The 18,192-nt window shown below is 64.4% G+C and carries 17 protein-coding genes and 1 pseudogene; 12 read left to right on the plus strand and 6 right to left on the minus strand.

The features are described from left to right. The first annotated feature begins 45 nt into the window (after positions 1 to 45). From J1C48_RS18875 to J1C48_RS05600, 4 genes are all read left to right on the plus strand, one after another. On the plus strand, positions 46 to 843 hold the full coding sequence (locus J1C48_RS18875) for a c-type cytochrome (protein ID WP_231081605.1): 798 nt from the start codon (positions 46 to 48) through the stop codon (positions 841 to 843). A gap of 3 nt (positions 844 to 846) precedes the next feature. Further along, the gene (locus tag J1C48_RS05590) at positions 847 to 1,773 is read left to right on the plus strand and encodes a substrate-binding domain-containing protein (RefSeq protein ID WP_207256799.1); all 927 of its coding nucleotides are present in this window, start codon (positions 847 to 849) and stop codon (positions 1,771 to 1,773) included. Positions 1,774 to 1,858: 85 nt separating this feature from the next. After that, positions 1,859 to 2,467 (plus strand): PQQ-dependent catabolism-associated CXXCW motif protein, encoded by a 609-nt coding sequence (locus J1C48_RS05595; RefSeq protein ID WP_207256800.1) that lies wholly within the window; start codon positions 1,859 to 1,861, stop codon positions 2,465 to 2,467. Positions 2,468 to 2,782: 315 nt separating this feature from the next. Further along, a complete protein-coding gene (locus J1C48_RS05600) occupies positions 2,783 to 4,159 on the plus strand; it encodes an NAD(P)-dependent oxidoreductase (protein WP_207256801.1) in 1,377 nt (458 codons plus the stop codon). A 94-nt stretch (positions 4,160 to 4,253) separates the two neighbouring features. Here J1C48_RS05600 and J1C48_RS19245 read toward each other — a convergent pair. Together J1C48_RS19245 and J1C48_RS05610 are read right to left on the minus strand one after the other, a co-directional pair. Continuing rightward, positions 4,254 to 4,454, minus strand: a pseudogene (locus J1C48_RS19245) (type II toxin-antitoxin system HicA family toxin); the annotation flags it as partial. Next, on the minus strand, positions 4,451 to 4,663 hold the full coding sequence (locus J1C48_RS05610) for a type II toxin-antitoxin system HicB family antitoxin (protein WP_207256802.1): 213 nt from the start codon (positions 4,661 to 4,663) through the stop codon (positions 4,451 to 4,453). The pseudogene J1C48_RS19245 and the gene J1C48_RS05610, both read right to left, overlap by 4 nt. Before the next feature lie 98 nt (positions 4,664 to 4,761). Between J1C48_RS05610 and preA the strand changes: the two genes are divergently transcribed. Next, the gene (gene preA, locus J1C48_RS05615; protein ID WP_207256803.1) at positions 4,762 to 6,105 is read left to right on the plus strand and encodes an NAD-dependent dihydropyrimidine dehydrogenase subunit PreA; all 1,344 of its coding nucleotides are present in this window, start codon (positions 4,762 to 4,764) and stop codon (positions 6,103 to 6,105) included. 190 nt (positions 6,106 to 6,295) lie between these two features. Continuing rightward, positions 6,296 to 8,812 carry a putative bifunctional diguanylate cyclase/phosphodiesterase gene (locus tag J1C48_RS05620; RefSeq protein ID WP_231081624.1) on the plus strand — a complete coding sequence of 839 codons (2,517 nt, stop codon included), beginning with the start codon at positions 6,296 to 6,298 and terminating at the stop codon, positions 8,810 to 8,812. Positions 8,813 to 8,823: 11 nt separating this feature from the next. Here J1C48_RS05620 and J1C48_RS05625 read toward each other — a convergent pair whose 3' ends face one another. Continuing rightward, the gene (locus J1C48_RS05625; protein ID WP_207256805.1) at positions 8,824 to 9,495 is read right to left on the minus strand and encodes a TetR family transcriptional regulator C-terminal domain-containing protein; all 672 of its coding nucleotides are present in this window, start codon (positions 9,493 to 9,495) and stop codon (positions 8,824 to 8,826) included. Between the two features lie 151 nt (positions 9,496 to 9,646). Here J1C48_RS05625 and aptA point away from each other — a divergent pair, with 151 nt between their 5' ends. From aptA to J1C48_RS05655, 6 genes are all read left to right on the plus strand, one after another. Then, positions 9,647 to 10,975 (plus strand): omega-aminotransferase AptA, encoded by a 1,329-nt coding sequence (gene aptA, locus J1C48_RS05630; RefSeq protein WP_207256806.1) that lies wholly within the window; start codon positions 9,647 to 9,649, stop codon positions 10,973 to 10,975. A gap of 133 nt (positions 10,976 to 11,108) precedes the next feature. After that, positions 11,109 to 12,356 (plus strand): Zn-dependent hydrolase, encoded by a 1,248-nt coding sequence (locus J1C48_RS05635; protein WP_207256807.1) that lies wholly within the window; start codon positions 11,109 to 11,111, stop codon positions 12,354 to 12,356. Between the two features lie 37 nt (positions 12,357 to 12,393). Next, a complete protein-coding gene (locus J1C48_RS05640) occupies positions 12,394 to 12,555 on the plus strand; it encodes an antitoxin MazE-like protein (RefSeq protein ID WP_207256808.1) in 162 nt (53 codons plus the stop codon). Between the two features lie 23 nt (positions 12,556 to 12,578). Further along, a complete protein-coding gene (locus J1C48_RS05645; protein ID WP_343217683.1) occupies positions 12,579 to 12,809 on the plus strand; it encodes a type II toxin-antitoxin system PemK/MazF family toxin in 231 nt (76 codons plus the stop codon). Continuing rightward, the gene (hydA, locus tag J1C48_RS05650; RefSeq protein WP_207256810.1) at positions 12,806 to 14,257 is read left to right on the plus strand and encodes a dihydropyrimidinase; all 1,452 of its coding nucleotides are present in this window, start codon (positions 12,806 to 12,808) and stop codon (positions 14,255 to 14,257) included. The genes J1C48_RS05645 and hydA overlap by 4 nt, the downstream gene beginning before the upstream one ends. A gap of 81 nt (positions 14,258 to 14,338) precedes the next feature. Then, positions 14,339 to 14,788 carry an NUDIX hydrolase gene (locus J1C48_RS05655; RefSeq protein ID WP_207256811.1) on the plus strand — a complete coding sequence of 150 codons (450 nt, stop codon included), beginning with the start codon at positions 14,339 to 14,341 and terminating at the stop codon, positions 14,786 to 14,788. Positions 14,789 to 14,914: 126 nt separating this feature from the next. On the opposite strand, the gene J1C48_RS05660 is transcribed toward J1C48_RS05655, so the two are convergent. From J1C48_RS05660 to J1C48_RS05670, 3 genes are read right to left on the minus strand one after another with little or no spacing between them, the layout of a single operon-like run. Further along, a complete protein-coding gene (locus J1C48_RS05660) occupies positions 14,915 to 16,405 on the minus strand; it encodes an HlyC/CorC family transporter (protein WP_231081603.1) in 1,491 nt (496 codons plus the stop codon). Next, the gene (aroB, locus tag J1C48_RS05665) at positions 16,402 to 17,559 is read right to left on the minus strand and encodes a 3-dehydroquinate synthase (protein ID WP_207256812.1); all 1,158 of its coding nucleotides are present in this window, start codon (positions 17,557 to 17,559) and stop codon (positions 16,402 to 16,404) included. The genes J1C48_RS05660 and aroB overlap by 4 nt, the downstream gene beginning before the upstream one ends. After that, complete coding sequence (locus J1C48_RS05670; protein ID WP_207256813.1) at positions 17,556 to 18,137, minus strand: shikimate kinase; 582 nt, start codon at positions 18,135 to 18,137, stop codon at positions 17,556 to 17,558. Before J1C48_RS05670 ends, aroB begins: the two co-directional genes overlap by 4 nt. Between the last annotated feature and the right edge of the window lie 55 nt (positions 18,138 to 18,192).

Raw genomic sequence — 18,192 nt, forward strand, 5'->3', positions numbered from 1 at the left:
GCCGAGATCGAGATGCGCTTCACGCGCCAGAAGTCGAGGATATCAATGAAGACGAAGATGATCGCCCTTGCCGGCCTGCTGGCCCTGTCGGTCTCCGGAATGGCACTGGCGAAGGATCAGGGCACGACCATCGTGCCAAAGGGCCAGAGCGCCGAGGCGCAAGCATCGGGCGGAGGCGCGGGGACGACATCCGGTTCCGCCAGTACCGCACCGGCGAAGATCGCCGCCAACACGGATGCGGGCAATGCCTCGGGCTCCAAGGCGTCGAGCGGCGGTCAGGCCGCAGGCGATGCCGCCGCCACGGGCAAGACGGCCGCTGCCGCGCCCAGCGCGGACAGCAAAGAGGTGCCCGATCCGGCGCATATGAAACCCGATGCCCAACCGTCCAAGGACACGGCGACCGAGGGCAACACGCCGACCGTCGCCGATCTCGGCGAATTCAAGGACCCGTCCGGCAACCCGACCTATCTCATCGATAAGGACGGCAAGGTGGACTGGTACACCTGGCGCGGTTACAAGAAGTATATGGCCAACTGCATGCAGTGCCATGGTCCGGACGGGCTGGGCTCGTCCTTCGCGCCGAACCTGACCAATGAGCTGCAGGCCCTCAGCTATTACGACTTTGCCGGGATCGTCGTCAGCGGCCAGAAGAACAAATGGAACACCAGCGGCAATTCTGTGATGCCGGCCTGGGGTGACGATCCGAATGTGATGTGCTCGATGGATGCCATCTACACCTATCTGCGGGCTCGGGCCGACGGCGTTGTCGGTCGCGGCGAGCCGAAGCGGATCGCCAATAACAAGCCGGCGCAGGAAGCCGAATACAAGTGCTTGGGATTTTGATCCATGACCGTCAGAGCCAGCTTCCGTCGGCTCGCCGTCTCGCTCTTTGCCGTCGTCGCGCTCACCAGCGCGGCGGCGGCGCAGGTTGATCGTGAATTTGGCGGTGAGATCGAACTCGTCGATCCGGATGTGCTTCGGGTCTGTGCCGATCCGAGCAACATGCCCTATTCCAACAAGAAGGAAGAGGGATTCGAGCAGGCGGTGGCGCAATTCATCGCCAAGAAGCTCGGCCGCAAGACGGTGACCTATACCTATTTCCCGCAGGCGACGGGCTTCGTGCGGATGACCCTCGGGTCGAATCTGTGCGACATCATCATGAGCTATCCGCAGGGCGACGACCTGGTGCAGAACACCAACGCCTATTACCGGACGGCGTATGCGCTGGTTTATCCAAAGGGCGGTGATCTCGAAGGCGTCACCACGCTCGAAGATCCCAAACTCAAGGGCAAGCGGATCGGCGTTGTCGCCGGAACGCCGCCGGCGACCTATCTCGCCAAAGCCGGACTGATCGCCGACGCCAAATCCTATCCGCTGGTGGTCGACACGCGCCTGACCAATTCCGCGAAGCGGATGGTGGACGATCTCGTCGCCGGCAAGATCGATGCGGGGGTGTTGTGGGGGCCGATGGCCGGCTACTACGCCAAGGAGTCCGGCAAGGATTTCGACGTTGTGCCGCTCATTCATGAAACCAAGGGGCCGGCGACCACCTTCCGCATCACCATGGGCGTGCGTCCGAGCGATCAGGAATGGAAGCGAACCCTCAATCGGGTGATCGCCGACAATAAGGCCGCGATCGACGATATTCTCCTGTCCTACGGTGTGCCGCTGCTCGACGAGCACGACAAGCCGATCCAGCCATCGAGCCGGAAGACCGAGGCCCAGCCGCAGGGCAAGGCCATCGAGGGATCGGCCACCGGCAGCAAGGGCTGAGAGGGTGGCCGCCGCGCAGGCGCCTCGGGGTCTTGGCTTCGGCTCGCCTTTTCCGCTGAGGCCGCGTGGATCGCTCTCGCGGACGATGGGCGCGATTCGATCGGCGGCGGCGGTGGTGGCGATCGGGCTTGGCGCGGCCCTGCCGGCGATCGCGGCCAGTCCGGCCAAACCCGTACCCGGCAACGCTGCCGCCCCTGAGGCGATCGGGCATCCACCGGAACCGGCCGGCTATCGCATGGACCATTACCGCGCGCCGGTGCCCGCGACACTTGCGGGTGGGACCGTGGTCGACACCGCCGCGGCGGTGCATCTGCACGATCAGGGCGTGCCCTTTATCGACGTTCTGCCGCGCGCGCCGCGGCCGAAGAACCTGCCGAAAGGCACAATCTGGCGGCCGGAGCCGCGCCAGGACATTCCCGGCTCGATCTGGCTGGTCGACACCGGCTACGGCGAACTTGCGCCGGTGATGCAGCGCTATTTTCTTGACGGCGTTGCCAAAGCGACCATGGGCGACAAGGCGGCACCGGTCCTCTTCTACTGCAAGCCCGACTGCTGGATGAGCTACAATGCCGCCAAGCGGGCGATCGCCGCCGGCTATGCCTCGGTCTATTGGTATCCGGAGGGCGCCGACGGCTGGAAACAATCCGGCCGCCCGCTGGAAAAGCGCGAGCCCGAGCCCCGCCCGGACGAATAGCGGCCGGCTGGCCTCCTCTGCGCCGAAGCCTCCCTTTGCTGGCAACTGCCGCTGGTTGATGGTGGCGCCGATCCTGCGCGGCGTCGTCGCCCGCGGCGTTGGCGTCCGCGGGCCTCTTGCTCCGTGATCGGCGTTGGCAAGGCCATTTGCCGACCGGCTGCGGCTAAATTTTTGACCAAACGATAAAAAATTTGACGGGCGCGAAAAATAGAATCATTCTGCTTTGCGTGTCCGGCGCCGCGCGGGCTCCAGGTGGGATGATCCCATCGCCGCGACGGGCGTCGAGCACGGGCCAGACAAGGGGGAATGATCGCCATGACCGACCCGCTGCCGCGCCGCGCCGATATCGCGCCCGGCCGATTGCCGGCCGAAACGCTGGCCGAAAACTTTTCCGATCTGCATCCGGCGCTCGACGCTCATGACGTGCGGGTCGAGGCCGATCGCTGCTACTTCTGCTACGACCCGCCCTGCATGCAGGCCTGCCCGACGTCGATCGACATTCCGCAGTTCATTCGCGAGATCCAGACCGGCAATGCGATCGGGGCCGGTAAGACGATCCTCTCGGCCAATATCTTGGGCGGCATGTGCGCCAGGGTCTGCCCGACCGAGACGCTGTGCGAGGAGGTCTGCGTGCGCGAGACCGCCGAGGGCAAGCCGGTGCAGATCGGGCTGTTGCAGCGGCATGCGACCGATCAGGTGATGGCGACGGGTGTCCATCCCTTCCGTCGCGCGGCGCCGACCGGCCGCCGCATCGCCGTCGTCGGGGCCGGGCCGGCGGGGCTCTCCTGCGCCCATCGGCTGGCGATGCTCGGTCACGAGGTGACGATCTTCGACGCCCAGGACAAGCCCGGCGGGCTGAACGAATTTGGCATCGCCGCCTATAAGGCGACGGACGATTTTGCCCGGCGCGAGGTCGAATTTCTTTTAGCGATCGGCGGCATTGTCGTTGAAACCGGCAAGGTGCTCGGCCGCGACATTTATCTTGCCGGGCTTTGTCAGAATTTCGATGCGGTCTTCCTCGGCCTCGGCCTGGCCGGCGTCAACGCCCTGAACGTCGAAGGCGAGATGGCGAGCGGATCCCATGACGCCGTGGCCTGGATCGCCGGGCTGCGCCAGACTGACGATCTCGCTCGTTTGCCGATCGGCCGGCGCGTGGTGGTGATCGGCGGCGGGATGACGGCGATCGACGCGGGCGTGCAGGCCAAAGCGCTTGGCGCCGAGGAGGTGACGATCGCCTATCGCCGCGGCCGCGAGGCGATGAATGCGTCGCCCTACGAGCAGGAGATCGCGGCAACGCGCGGTGTGCATCTCCGGTTCAATCTGCAGCCCCAGCGGCTGCTCGCCGAGGACGGCGCAATCGTCGGCCTTGAACTTGAACGCACTGCCAGCGTCGACGGCCGTCTGACGTCGACCGGCGAGAGCGTGACGATCGCGGCCGACCAAGTGTTCAAGGCGATCGGCCAGAGCTTCATACCCGCCGGGCTGGGCGGCGGCGACGCCGAGATTGCGCTCGAAGGCGGCCGGATCCAGGTCGACGCCGAGCGCCGGACCTCACATCCGGGCGTGTGGGCAGGCGGCGACTGCGTGGCCGGCGGCGAAGATCTGACGGTCGTCGCGGTGGAGGACGGCAAGGTCGCGGCGATGAGCATCCACGCGGCGCTGACGGCGCTGGACAAGGTGGCGGCAGAGTAGCCAAGGCGGCGGGAGGAGAGGGCGGCCGCGCTGCGCCGTCTCGTCGGGCGTCACTGAGGAGACGGAACAATTCGTCCGCTGAAAGGCCTGCCTGTTTGATGATGCTGGCGAGGGTGGCTTTGGGAAGATCCTTGTTGCCGTGGACCGGGACGCTGACTGCGGTTTTCGGCTTGGTGGGATGGAGCAAGATGTCATGGCTGCCGTGAACGCGGGTCAGAACGAAGCCGGCCTTTTCGAGAGCGCGAACGACGTCTCGTCCAGAAACGGCTGGGAGCAGCCGCGGCGAGATGCTCAGGCCGCGACCGTCAAATGAGCGATCTGGGTCTCGGCGTCGGCGGAAATATCCCGGCCTTGTTCTTTGTAAAGGGCAAGAACGCCTTCGATGGCCTCACGCGCATGGGCCATCGCTTCGTCGATGGTGGCGCCCGAGGTGACGACCTCGGGCAAAGCCGGCACCAGGACGGTGAAGCCGACCTCCGGCTCGGGTTGCAGCGTGATCGTCAAGCGATGCTCCTCAGCCACGGCCGAATGGCTCTCTTGCTTGTCCGCGGGGCGCGCCGCACCGCCTGTTTTCTCGCCTCAAAATAGAAGGACTATCGCCGATGGCCGACCTCTCGACAAGCTTTCTCGGCATTGCCTCCCCGAACCCGTTCTGGCTGGCTTCGGCCCCGCCGACCGATAAGGAATACAACGTCCAGCGCGCCTTCGAGGCCGGATGGGGCGGGGTGGTGTGGAAGACGCTGGGTGAGGATCCGCCGGTGGTCAATGTCAACGGCCCGCGCTACGGCGCGATCCACGGGCCGGATCGGCGGCTGATCGGCCTCAACAATATCGAGCTGATCACCGACCGCGCCCTTCATACCAATCTGGAGGAGATTGCGAGGGTCAAGCGCAATTGGCCCGACCGGGCGATGATCGTCTCGCTGATGGTGCCCTGCGAGGAGGCGCCCTGGCAGAAGATCCTGGGACTGGTCGAGCAAACCGGCGCCGACGGGGTGGAGCTGAATTTCGGCTGTCCGCACGGCATGAGCGAGCGGGGCATGGGCTCGGCCGTCGGCCAGGTGCCGGACTATATCGAGATGGTTGCCCGCTGGTGCAAACAGCACTCGAAGCTGCCGGTGATCGTCAAGCTGACGCCGAACATCACCGACATCCGCTATCCGGCTCGCGCCGCCAAGGCGGGCGGGGCCGACGCCGTCTCGCTGATCAACACCGTGTCGTCGATTATGTCGATCGACCTCGACAATTTCGCCCCGACCCCGACTATCGACGGCAAGGGCTCGCATGGCGGCATGTGCGGGCCGGCGGTAAAACCGATGGCGCTGAACATGGTCGCCGAGATCGCCCGCGATCCGGCAACCGCCGGTATGCCGATCTCCGGCATCGGGGGCATCACCACCTGGCGCGACGCGGCTGAATTCATTGCGCTTGGCTGCGGCACGGTGCAGGTCTGCACCGCCGCCATGACCTACGGCTTCAAGGTGGTCCAGGAGATGGTCTCCGGCCTGTCCGAATGGATGGACGAAAAGGGCTATGCCGGCATCGAGGATTTTCGCGGACGGGCGGTGCCCAACGTTACCGATTGGCAGTATCTCAATCTCAACTATGTCACCAAGGCGCGGATCGCTCAGGACAAGTGCATTTCCTGCGGGCGCTGCCACATCGCCTGTGAGGATACCTCTCACCAGGCGATCACCCGCGAAGTTGACGGCGTTCGCCGCTTCGAGGTGATCGATGCGGAATGCGTCGGCTGCAATCTCTGCGTCAATGTCTGCCCGATCGAGGATTGCATCACCATGGAGCGCATCGCCGGCGTCGATCCGCGCACCGGCAAGCCGATCCCCGACATCTATGGCAATTGGACGGCCCATCCGAACAATCTAATGGCGACGGAAAAGCGTCCGCATGTGCCCGGGCCGGTGACGATGCCGGATGCGGCCGAATAGCGGATCGACGCGCGAGGCTCCCCGAGCACCGTACGGCTGGCGCCGCTGCATTCGGGCCGCGCGGAGAAGACGCGCCCGCATTTTCCGCCCGACCCGCGGTGATGCAGCGCGACTCATCCCATCCGTGTCGATGATGATGACCTAAATTTGTGCTTTGTAACTGCAGAGTAACTTTAGGACGGCATGCTTGGTGGTCGTCGGCCATTTTTATGGCCCGATGTCGTTCGTCCAGGAGTTGTTCTTCCATGAGTTGCGCTGCATGTCGATCAAGATAAGGCTCATCGTCGGGTGCCTGCTGTTTGCCGGCCTCGCGATTGCGTTTGGTGTTTTGTCGTTCCAGGACCAGCGCAACACGGTTGAACAGTTGACCACCTTCGTCTCCGAAGGCGTCGAGCCGCTTGACCGGATCCAGAGCAGCTTGGCGAGCATCAACGAGACCCGCAGTCGATTGGCCAGCGATGTCATGCTGCAGGGCGACTTGGCGCGCCGCGAGGCGCTGAGCGGCCGGGATCTCGAAGAGGTACTGACGGTCGTCGCCGGGGTCCGAAGAAACGTCGCGACGGTGCTCGACACGGGGATCCCGGACAGCGCCAAGTCGGCGCTGCGCGATATCGTCTATTCGCTCGGCCTGATCGAGACCGGCTATGCGTCGGTGTCGAAACCGACCGTGGTGCGGGAGATGGAGAAGATCGCCCTCGGTCTCGAAACCGCACAGCGCATCATCCGCTCCGACATCGATGAACGTGGCGCAGCCGCCAAGCACAGTGTGGAAAGCAACGCCATGCGCGGCTGGACCGGCCTTGGCGCGGTGGTCTTTGCCATGCTCGCGCTGTTGGTGCTCCTCATCCGCTCGGTCTCGACGCCGCTGAAGCGCATGACCGCGACGGCGCGGGCGCTGGTCGCCGACGAGGACGATATCAAGATCAACCCGATCGGGCCGAAGGAGATCCGCGAAGCCATCCTGGCGCTCGCCGAAATGCAAGATCGCTGTCAGTTCTTGAAGACCGATCTCGACGCCAAGACCAACATGCTGTCGGATCAGATCGCGGCTCAGCAGAGCCAGCTGCAGGCCGCTCTCGACAATATGACCCAGGGGCTTTGCATGCTCGATGGTCAACGCCGGCTGCTGTTGTCGAACGGCGTCTTCGATGCGTGCTTCGGCGCCTTTGATATCCTGACGCCGGCCAAAAAGTTCTTCTCCGATCCCAATTTGACAAGCGCGCTGCGCGACAACGAAACCGATTCCCAGCAGATGGTGATGCCCGATGGGACGATTTTCGAGGTAAAGCGCCGCGGCATGTCGGGCAAAGGCCTGCTGATCACCTTCGAGGATATCACCGAACGCGATCGGATCTCCAAGCGGCTGAAGCATCTGGCCGGTCACGATGGGCTGACCGATCTGCCCAATCGCCGTCAATTCGGCGACGAACTCGACGGAATCCTGAAGACCACCCGTAAGCCGTTCAGCGTCGTCGTGGTCGACATTCGAAACTTCAAGTCGATCAACGACACCTACGGTCACCAGATCGGCGACGCCTTGTTGAAATCTTGCGGTGACAGGCTGGCCGGGCTGGCCGACGCCAGAGGCAGCGTGGCGCGTCTTGGCGGCGACGAATTTGCCTTGATCGCGCCGCAGGCCAGAAATCGCTCGGAGGCCGAGGCGCTTGGCGCGGCCATCGTCGCCGAATTCGCCAAGCCGCTCAATCTCGACGAACGGCGCATTCTCGCCGCGGTGAGCGTCGGTATCGTCGTTCACGATCCCGCCAATGCCGACTCCACGGACATCAACGCCGACATCATGCTGCAGAACTGCGATCTGGCGCTCTACAAGGCCAAGGATGATCGCAGCGGCAGCGGCAGCGCGCGGGTGTTCGAGCCGGAACTGCGGGCCAAGCTCAAGCAGCGCCGCGAGATGGAACTCGACCTCAAGGCGGCGCTCGATGCCGAGCAGTTCGAGCTCTACTATCAGCCTTTCGTCAACATGGCAGACAAGCGGGTCAGCGGCTTCGAGGCGCTGTTGCGCTGGCAGCATCCGGAAAAGGGGATGATCCCGCCGAACGATTTCATTCCGCTGGCCGAAGAAGCCGGACTGATCGAGCGGCTGGGCGTCTGGTGCCTGGAAGCGGCCTGCACCGAAGCGGTGAGCTGGCCCGATCAGATGGTTGTTTCGGTCAATTTATCGCCGCTGCAGTTCAAGAGCCCGACGCTGTTGGACGACATCGACGGCGCGCTGAGAAGATCCGGGCTGGCGGCGAATCGCTTGCAGATCGAGGTGACCGAGTCGCTGTTCATCGACGAAAGCGACAGTGTGCTGCAGATCCTCAATCAGTTCCGCTCGCGCGGGCTCACGGTCTCGATGGACGATTTCGGCACCGGCTATTCCTCGCTCGGCTATCTCAGTCGCTTCCCCTTCGACAAGATCAAGATCGATCAGTCCTTCATCCGCAACATGGCCCGCCAGGAAAACATCGCCATCGTGCGCGCCGTGATCGGGCTGTCGAAGGCGCTCGACATGCAGGTGATCGCGGAAGGCATCGAGACCCGCGAGCAGATGGAAGCGCTGTTTGCTGAGGGTTGCCGCGACATGCAGGGCTATTTCTTCTCAAGGCCACAGCCGAAGAGCGAACTCGCTCAGATCATTGCCGAGATCACCAGACGATGGTCCGACGATCTTGAGATGCCCGGGCCGGAAACGCTGGCGGCCTGACGCGCGACGGATCAGCCGCGCGGCCGGATGCCGTTGAGAACGATGGTCAAAACCGCTTGGGCCGTCTGCTCGCGAAAGCCGGGCTGGTCGATCTGGCTGCCGAGAACGGCCCGGATCTGCACGTCGAAATCGGCGTAATGCTGGGTGACCGCCCAGACGGTGAAGATCAGATGGGTCGGATCGACCGGAGCGAGCCGGCCTTCGGCGACCCAGCGGCGAATGACCCCGGCCTTCTCGTGGACGAGCTGGCGCAGCCTCGTTTTCAAAAAATCGCCGATCACCGGAGCGCCGGCGAGGATCTCGTTGGCGAAGAGCCGGGAGGCCGCCGGATTTTCCGCCGACATCTTCAATTTCAGCGTGATGTAGCGCCGCAGTTCCTCGATCGGATCGCCCTGCGGATCGATCGCGCTCAGCGGCGTCAGCCAGTCGTCGAGCGTGTGCTCCAGCACCGCCCGGTAGATGTCTTGCTTGCGGCGGAAGTAATAGAGCAGATTGGGCTTCGACATCTCTGCCTTGGCGGCGATCTGATCCACCGTCGAGCCGCGAAAGCCGTGCACCGCGAAGACTGCGATCGCAGCGTCGAGAATGATTTCCCGGTTGATCGTCTGGATCCGCGTCGATTGACGGTTGCTGTCGCGATCCGCCTTGCTCGCATAGGCCTTGGCGTCCAAGACTGCCCCCATTTGGCGCGCTGTGATGTTGGTCCGCCGTCGCGGTGATAGCGCTTGACCGTCTTCAGCTTCGCTTCTAGCCTCTAATTTGACCAAATAGTCAAGAATCTGGCCGGGCGCGTGACGCCAAGGTCCTGATCAGCGCAGGGAAAGGCGCCAGGCGATGAACGAGCAGTCGCGGATCATTCCCAACAATCTCGAAGCCTTCTGGATGCCGTTCTCGGCGAATCGGCAGTTCAAGCAGGCGCCGCGCATGTTCGTTGCTGCCAAGGACATGCACTACACCACGGCCGATGGCCGCCAGGTGCTCGACGGCACCGCCGGGCTGTGGTGTGTCAATGCCGGTCACTGCCGACCGAAGATCACCGAGGCAATCCAGGCCCAGGCCGCCGAACTCGATTATGCGCCGGCCTTCCAGATGGGCCATCCGAAGGCGTTCGAACTTGCCTCGCGGCTGACCACCATCGCGCCGGCGGGGCTCGACCATGTCTTCTTCACCAATTCCGGCTCGGAATCGGTCGAAACCGCGCTGAAGATTGCGCTCGCCTATCACCGGGCCAAGGGCGACGGCGCGCGCTTCCGCCTGATCGGCCGCGAGCGCGGCTATCACGGCGTCAATTTCGGCGGCATTTCGGTCGGAGGGATCGTCGGCAATCGCAAGATGTTCGGCACCTTGCTGACCGGTGTCGACCATATGCGCCACACCCATGATCCGGAGCGCAACGGCTATTCGCGCGGGGCGACCGAATACGGCGCGGAACTCGCCGATGATCTGTTGCGCATCGCCACGCTGCATGATCCTTCGACGATCGCCGCCGTCATCGTCGAGCCGGTGGCGGGTTCGACCGGCGTGCTGCCGCCGCCGCAAGGCTATCTCAAGCGGCTGCGCGAAATCTGCGACCAGCACGGCATCCTGTTGATCTTCGACGAGGTGATCACCGGCTACGGCCGCATGGGCACGGCCTTTGCCGCCGACTATTTCGGCGTGACGCCGGACATCATGATCACCGCCAAGGGCCTGACCAACGGCGTCATTCCGATGGGCGCCGTGTTCGTCAAGGACACGATCTACGAGGCCTTCATGAGCGGCCCCGAGCATATGATCGAATTTGCCCATGGCTATACCTATTCGGGCAATCCGATCGCCGCGGCGGCCGGGCTTGCGACGCTCGAGACCTATCGCGAAGAGGGTCTGTTCGAGCGGGCCAAGGCGCTGGAGCCGATCTGGGCCGATGCGATCCATTCCTTGAAGGGAACACGGCACGTCATCGACATCCGCACCATCGGCCTGATCGGCGCGATCGAATTGGAGCCGCTGGCGGGCGAGCCGACCAAGCGCGCCTTCTCGGCCTTCGTCAGAGCTTTCGAGGACGGGCTGTTGATCCGCACCACCGGCGATATTATCGCGCTGTCGCCGCCGCTGATGATCAGCGAGGCTCAGATCGGCGAAATCGTCGAGACGCTGAAGCCGATCCTCGACGGGTTGGATTGATCGCGATTTCACCCGATGATGGCCTCGCTTTTCCGCCTCGATCCGCCTTGTGTCGCGGCCTCGATCGTCTCGCGATAACACCCTTGTTCGAGCCAGACGTATGCCGAATTTCATTCCTGCAAAGGATCTGTCCATGAGCCAGCTTTCCAACCTCCAGATCAATGGCGACCGGCTGTGGGACGCGCTGATGGAGATGGCGAAGATCGGCCCGGGCGTGGCCGGCGGCAACAACCGCCAGACCCTCACCGACGAAGACGGCGAGGGGCGCAAGCTTTTCCAGTCCTGGGCGGACGCTGCGGGCCTGACCATGGGCGTCGATACCATGGGCAATATGTTCTTCCGTCGCGAGGGCACCGATCCCGACGCTTTGCCGGTCTATGTCGGCTCGCATCTCGATACCCAGCCGACCGGCGGCAAATATGACGGCGTGCTTGGCGTTCTCGGCGCGCTGGAAATCGTGCGCACGCTGAACGATCTGGGCGTCAAGACCAAGCATCCGATCGTCGTCACCAACTGGACCAACGAGGAGGGCACCCGCTTTGCCCCGGCGATGCTCGCCTCGGGCGTCTTTGCCGGCGTCCACGAGGAGGCCTGGGCGAAGGACCGGGTCGACGCCAAGGGCAAGCGCTTCGGCGACGAGCTGGCCCGCATTGGCTGGGAGGGCGACGAGCCGGTCGGCAGTCGCAAGATGAAGGCGTTCTTCGAGCTGCATATCGAGCAGGGGCCGATCCTCGAGGATGAGGATCTCGACATCGGCGTCGTCACCCACGGCCAGGGCCTGTACTGGCTTGAGGTGCGGCTGACCGGCAAGGAGAGCCACACCGGCTCGACGCCGATGCCCAAGCGCCGCAATGCCGGCCTCGGCATGGCGCGGGTGACCGAGCTTGTCCATGAGACGGCGATGGATTTCCAGCCGAGCGCGGTCGGCGCGATCGGCCATGTCGAGGTCTATCCGAATTCGCGCAACATCATTCCCGGCCGCTGCGTCTTCACCATCGACATCCGCTCGCCGTCGAAAGAGACGCTGGAGGAAATGAAGGCGCGCATCGAGGATGGCATCGCGACGATCGCCGAGGCGATGGATATCGAAGCGGAGATGGAGGTGGTCGGCCATTTCGATCCGGTGACCTTCGATAAGGCCTGCGTCACGGCGGTGCGTGATGCCGCCGAGCGCCTCGGCCTCAGCCACACCGATCTCGTCTCGGGTGCCGGCCATGACGCCTGCTGGATCAACCGCGTCGCGCCGACGGCGATGGTCATGTGCCCCTGCGTCGACGGCCTCTCCCACAACGAGGCCGAGGAAATCAGCAAGGACTGGGCGACCAACGGCGCCAATGTGCTGATGCATGCGGTGGTGGAGACGGCCGAGGTGGTGGCGTAGTGTCGAGCGGATCGATCTGAGATTTCAGGAGGCGCGCATGGGGCGCCCGAAGGCGTTGACGCAAGAGGAGCGGGCAGAGCTTCTGCCGAAAGGATATCGTCCGGTCGAAGTCTGGTTGGCTGATATCTGGTCGGACGAGATCTGGGCGCAGGTGGAAGAGGACTGCCGTCTCATTGCCGCGTCCGAGGAACGCGTCTGACGACCTTCGACGAAGGCGCGCGGGTGTTGCGGGGCGCGGCTGTTGAACCGACAAGCGAAAACGGTCTTGCAAAGCCCTCCCGTGTCATGGTCGACAAGCTCTATTCCTTGCCGAACCACCGGATGCACGATGCTATCGGCCATCTCGATGAGGCGACCATGTTGAATGTCGGCAGGGCTCCGATGATGCTCCTTGCGCTCGATGAACTTCGCACCGCGGGCGATAGCTCGCCTCAAGACAGGGATATGCCATGACCACAGTCATCAAAGGTGGCACGATCGTCACCGCCGATCTGACCTATAAGGCCGATATCCTGATTGACGGTGAGACGATCGCCGCGATTGGACCGGATCTGGCCGGCGACGAGACGATCGACGCCTCCGGCGCCTATGTCATGCCCGGCGGCATCGATCCGCACACCCATATGGAAATGCCCTTCATGGGCACCTTCTCGGCCGACGATTTCGACACCGGCACCGCCGCCGCGCTCGCCGGCGGCACGACGATGACCGTCGATTTCTGCCTGCCGGACCCGGACCAGGGCCCGCTCGATGCGCTGCAGGTCTGGTTCCAGAAGGCCGGCCCCGCCCGCACCGACTATTCCTTCCATATGGGCGTCACCTGGTGGGGCCAAAAATTCTTCGACGAGATGCCGAAGGTGGTCGAGGCCGGCATCAACACCTTCAAGCACTTCATGGCCTATAAGGGCGCCTTGATGGTGAATGACGACGAGATGTTCGCTTCCTTCACCCGCTGCGCCGAGATCGGCGCGATGCCGCTGGTCCATGCCGAGAATGGCGACGTCGTCGCCTTCCTGCAGCAAAAACTCATGGCCCAAGGCAATAACGGCCCGGAGGCCCACGCCTATTCGCGCCCGCCGGAGGTCGAGGGCGAGGCGGTGAACCGGGCGATCATGATCGCCGATCAGGCCGGCGTGCCGCTCTATGTCGTCCACACCTCCTGCGAACAGGCCCATGAGGCGATCCGCCGGGCCCGCCAGAAGGGGATGCGGGTCTATGGCGAGCCGCTGATCCAGCATCTGGTGCTGGACGACAGCGAATATGCCCATGCCGATTGGGATCATGCCGCGCGCCGGGTGATGTCGCCGCCGTTCCGCGACAAGAGCCACCAGGATTCTCTCTGGGCGGGGCTCGCCGCCGGCTCGCTGCAGGTCGTCGCGACCGACCACTGCGCCTTCACCACGAAACAGAAGCGCATGGGGCTCGGCGACTTCACCAAGATCCCCAACGGCACGGGCGGCCTCGAAGATCGGCTCGCGGTGCTGTGGACCAAAGGCGTCGTCACCGGCCGGCTGACGATGAACGAGTTCGTCGCCGTCACCTCGACCAACATCGCCAAGATCCTCAACATCTATCCGAAGAAGGGTGCGATCCTTCCCGGTGCCGATGCCGATCTCATCATCTTCGACCCGAAGGCGACGAAGACGATCTCGGCCAAGACCCAGAAGTCGGCGATCGACTACAACGTCTTCGAGGGCGTCGAGGTCACCGGCTTGCCGGTGATGACGCTGTCGCGCGGCAAGCTGGCCTATAAGGAGGGCGACATTCGCGCTGAGAAGGGCGATGGCCGCTTCGTCGAGCGCCCGGCAAATGCACCGGTGTCGAAGGCGCTGTCGACCTGGAAGGAACTCACCGCGCCGCGCAAGGTCGAGCGGACGGGCATCCCGATGAGCGGGGTGTGAGATTGCCTCAGGGCTCTGGCCGGCGCGATGATCGGGTTTGGCGTCGTATCGCCTGTTGGATCAACGCGTGAGGGGCTCGTCATGACAGGCGAGATCGCCGTTGCCGCCGTCGTTCTGATGCGGGAGGACGGCCAGACGCTGCTGGTGCGCAAGCGCGGGACGACCCGCTTCATGCAGCCGGGCGGCAAGCCGGAAGAAGGCGAGACGTGTCGCCAGGCGGCGGAGCGGGAAGTCTTTGAGGAGATCGGGCTGCAGCTCGATTCCGCGCAGCTGACCGATCACGGCGTCTTCCACGACCATGCGGCGACTGAGGCGGGGATGACCGTCGTCGCCCATGTCTTCAGCGCATGGTGCGATCAGCCGATCGCGGTTGCGGCCGAGATCGATGCGGCGGTTTGGGTCGATCCGACAGCATCGGCGAGACAATCGGAATCGATTTTCGGCAAAGCCCGATGCGTCGATTCAAAGGGTGAGAGCGACCTTTCTGCGTCCGATCGGACGCAGGGCGCTCGAAGGCCGAGCTCGACCTGAGGCTCGCGCCGCTGACGCGGGATCACATGCTGCCGCTGGCCAAAGGCCTTGCCGCCGCACGGCGCGGCGCGGCGGTCTGAACGCCGTTCCGTTCGAGCAGGGAGGCGCTCGTTGCGCCTTTAAGTCTTACCGCCGCTCGTCCTCGCCCTTCGCGTCGTCGGCGCGGTCGGGCTCGCTCCACGCGTCGCGCTCCGGATCGTGGCTCGCCGCTGGAGAAGCGCCGGTCTCGACCTCCTCCATCTCCTCGATCGCCGCGTCGAGCACCTCCGGATCGGTGTCGTCGGGATCGGCCACCAGATCGATCGGCGCGCTGGCGGAATGCGACGAGGCCGGCTTCTTCGGCGGCACCAGCACGGTCGCCGGGCGGATCCGCAGCTTGGCGATGCGGTTCTTTTCCCGCTTCAAAACCGTAAAACGCTTGTTGAAGAAGGTGAACGCTTGGCGCTCTTCGGGAATCGTCTGGGTCTCGTGAATGACGAGGCCGGCGATCGTCACCGCCTCGTCGTCCGGCAGGTTCCAGTCGAGCGCGCGATTGAGATCGCGGATCGGCACCTGGCCGTCGACCACCACCGAGCCGTCGGCCTCGGTCTTGACGCCCTGCATGTCGACGTCGTGCTCGTCGGCGATGTTGCCGACGATTTCTTCCAAGATGTCTTCCAGCGTGATCAGCCCTTCGACCTCGCCATATTCGTCGACGACGATGGCAAAATGCGCCTTGCGGCGCAAAAACGCGTTGAGCTGGTCCTGCAACGTCGTCGTTTCCGGCACGAACCACGGCTTGGTGCAGACCCGGTGGATGACGATCCGCGACGGGTCGTTGTCGACCTCGTGCAGCGCCCGCAGAATGTCCTTGGCGTGGATGACACCGATAATGTTGTCATGATGGCCGCGCCAGACCGGCATGCGGGTATAGGGGCTTTCCAGCACCTGGCGGACGATTTCCGGCGCCGGATCGTCGGCGTTGATCTGGCGCATCGAAGTGCGGTGGACCATCACGTCGGAGACTTCGAGTTCGTGCAGGTCGAGCAGGCCGCCGAGCCGGTTGCGGTCGGCATTGACCAGCGAGCCCTCCCGGTGCAGCACCTCCACCGCGCCGCGCAGTTCCTCATGCGCGGTCAATAGCGAGGCGCCGGATTCCAGCCCATAGCCGAACAGCCGGAGGATCCGACGCACGACGAAGTTGACGGTCGCCGTCAGCGGACCGAGCAGGGTGACGACGATGCTGACCGGCCGCGCGACGGTGAGCGCGAAGCCGTCCGGCCGAGCGATGGCGCCGGATTTCGGCAGCACCTCGGCGAAGATGACGACGATGATCGTCATGGCGATCGTCGCATAGACGACGCCGGCTTCGCCGAAGAGGCCCAAAAAGGCGCTGGTGGCGAGCGATGAGGCGAGGATGTTGACGAGATTGTTGCCGATCAAAAGGGCGCCGATCAGCCGGTCCTTCTTTTCGATCAGCCGCTGGACGATCCCGGCGCGGATATCGCCGTTCTTCTCGTAGCTCATCAGCCGGGCTCGGGACACGGCCGTGAGGGCCGTCTCCGACCCGGAAAAAAAAGCCGAAATACAGATCAGGACGACGACGATGCCGACATAGATCCAGAGCGCGGTGGTCATGGGGTGAGCTCCTCGTCGAGGAAGCGCACCACCGCCTCGGGATCGACGTCCTTCGAGACAAAAGCCTGGCCGAGACCGCGGGTGAGGATGAAGGTCAAGCGGCCGCGCGAGACCTTCTTGTCCTGGGCTATCGCCTCCATCAGCGTCTCGCGGCCCAGGCGCGGGCCGGGAATGGCGCCGATCGTCGTCGGCAGGCCGGCCGCTTCGAGATGCGCGGTGACCCGGCCGGCATCCTGGCCGCTGCAAAGGCCAAGGGTGCGGGAGAACCGATGGGCGAGCGCCATGCCGATCGCCACGCCCTCGCCATGGACGAGCCGCGCCGGATCGTAAGCCACCGCGCGCTCCAGCGCATGGCCGAAGGTGTGGCCGAGATTGAGCAGCGCCCGGGCGCCGGTTTCGCGCTCGTCGGCCGCGACGACGTCGGCTTTCGCCTGACAGGAAATGGCGATCGCCTCGGACCGTTCCGGTCCGCCGGCAAAGACCGAGCCGCGGTGCCGTTCCAGAAAGTCGAAGAAGTCCGGCCGGTCGATCAGGCCGTATTTCACCACCTCGGCATAGCCGGCGGCAAATTCGCGCGGGCTCAGCGTATCGAGTGTGGCGATGTCGGCGAGAACGAGGCTCGGCTGGTGGAAAGCGCCGACGAGGTTTTTGCCGTGCGGGGTGTTGATGCCGGTCTTGCCGCCGACGGAGGAATCGACCTGGGCGAGCAGTGTGGTCGGAACCTGCACGAAGTTGGTGCCGCGCTTGACGATGGCGCTGGCAAAGCCGGCGAGATCGCCGATGACGCCGCCGCCGAGCGCGATCACCACGTCGCCGCGTTCGAGCCGGGCTTGAAGGATGGCGTCGACGGTCGCTTCCAGATGGGCGAAGGACTTGGTCGTCTCGCCGGCCGGCAACGTGACGGCGCGTGTCTGAATGCCGGCGCCGGCCAGCGCGATTTCGAGCCGGGCGAGATAGAGTTCGGCCACCGTCGCATCGGTGACGATCACCGCTCTGACGCCGGGTAGCCGGGCGGCGATCTCGGCACCGGCCCGGTCGAGCAGACCTTCGCCGATCAGGATGTCGTAGGAGCGGTCGGCGAGCGCGACGCGCACATGCCGTTCCTTGTCCACCCGGGCCGGAAAAGGGTTTGAAACGGCGGGCTCGGGGATCATGATCGCGGACTTTCGCAAGTGTAGCGGTCGAGCGCCTCGACCAGTTCGGCGGCGATGATTTCGCGTTTCACCGGGCGCGAAACGACGGTCAGGTCGGCTTCGGCATAGATTGGATAGCGCTTGTCCATCAGCTCCTGCATCACCTGGCGCGGATCGGCGGCTTTCAACAGGGGTCGATCGCCGCGTCGCGAAACCCGATCCATCAAGGTGTCGAGATCGGCATTCAGCCAGATCGTCACCGCCTTTTTCCGCAAAAGATCGCGGGTGGCCTCATGCATATAGGCACCACCGCCGGTGGCGATCACCTGCGGCCCGTCCTGGGTAAGTCGCGCAATGACGCGGGCTTCCAGAGCGCGGAATTCCGGCTCGCCATAGGTCTCGAACAGCTCCGGCACGGTCATGGTCGAGACGGTTTCGATCTCCGCGTCGCTGTCGACGAAGGGCAGCGACAGGAGCGTTGCGACCCGCCGCCCGACGGTGGTCTTGCCGGCGCCCATCAGGCCGACGAGCACGATGGCCCGTCCGCAAAGACGATCCTTGATCGAGATGTCCCTGTTCGTCGTCGTCTCGCCATCCATCTGTCTGACCAAATCTTTTTCGGCCCGCCGGTCCTCGGGGCTGTGGCCCGGTCCC

Source organism: Jiella flava (genome assembly GCF_017349315.1).
Taxonomy (GTDB): Bacteria; Pseudomonadota; Alphaproteobacteria; order Rhizobiales; family Rhizobiaceae; genus Jiella; species Jiella flava.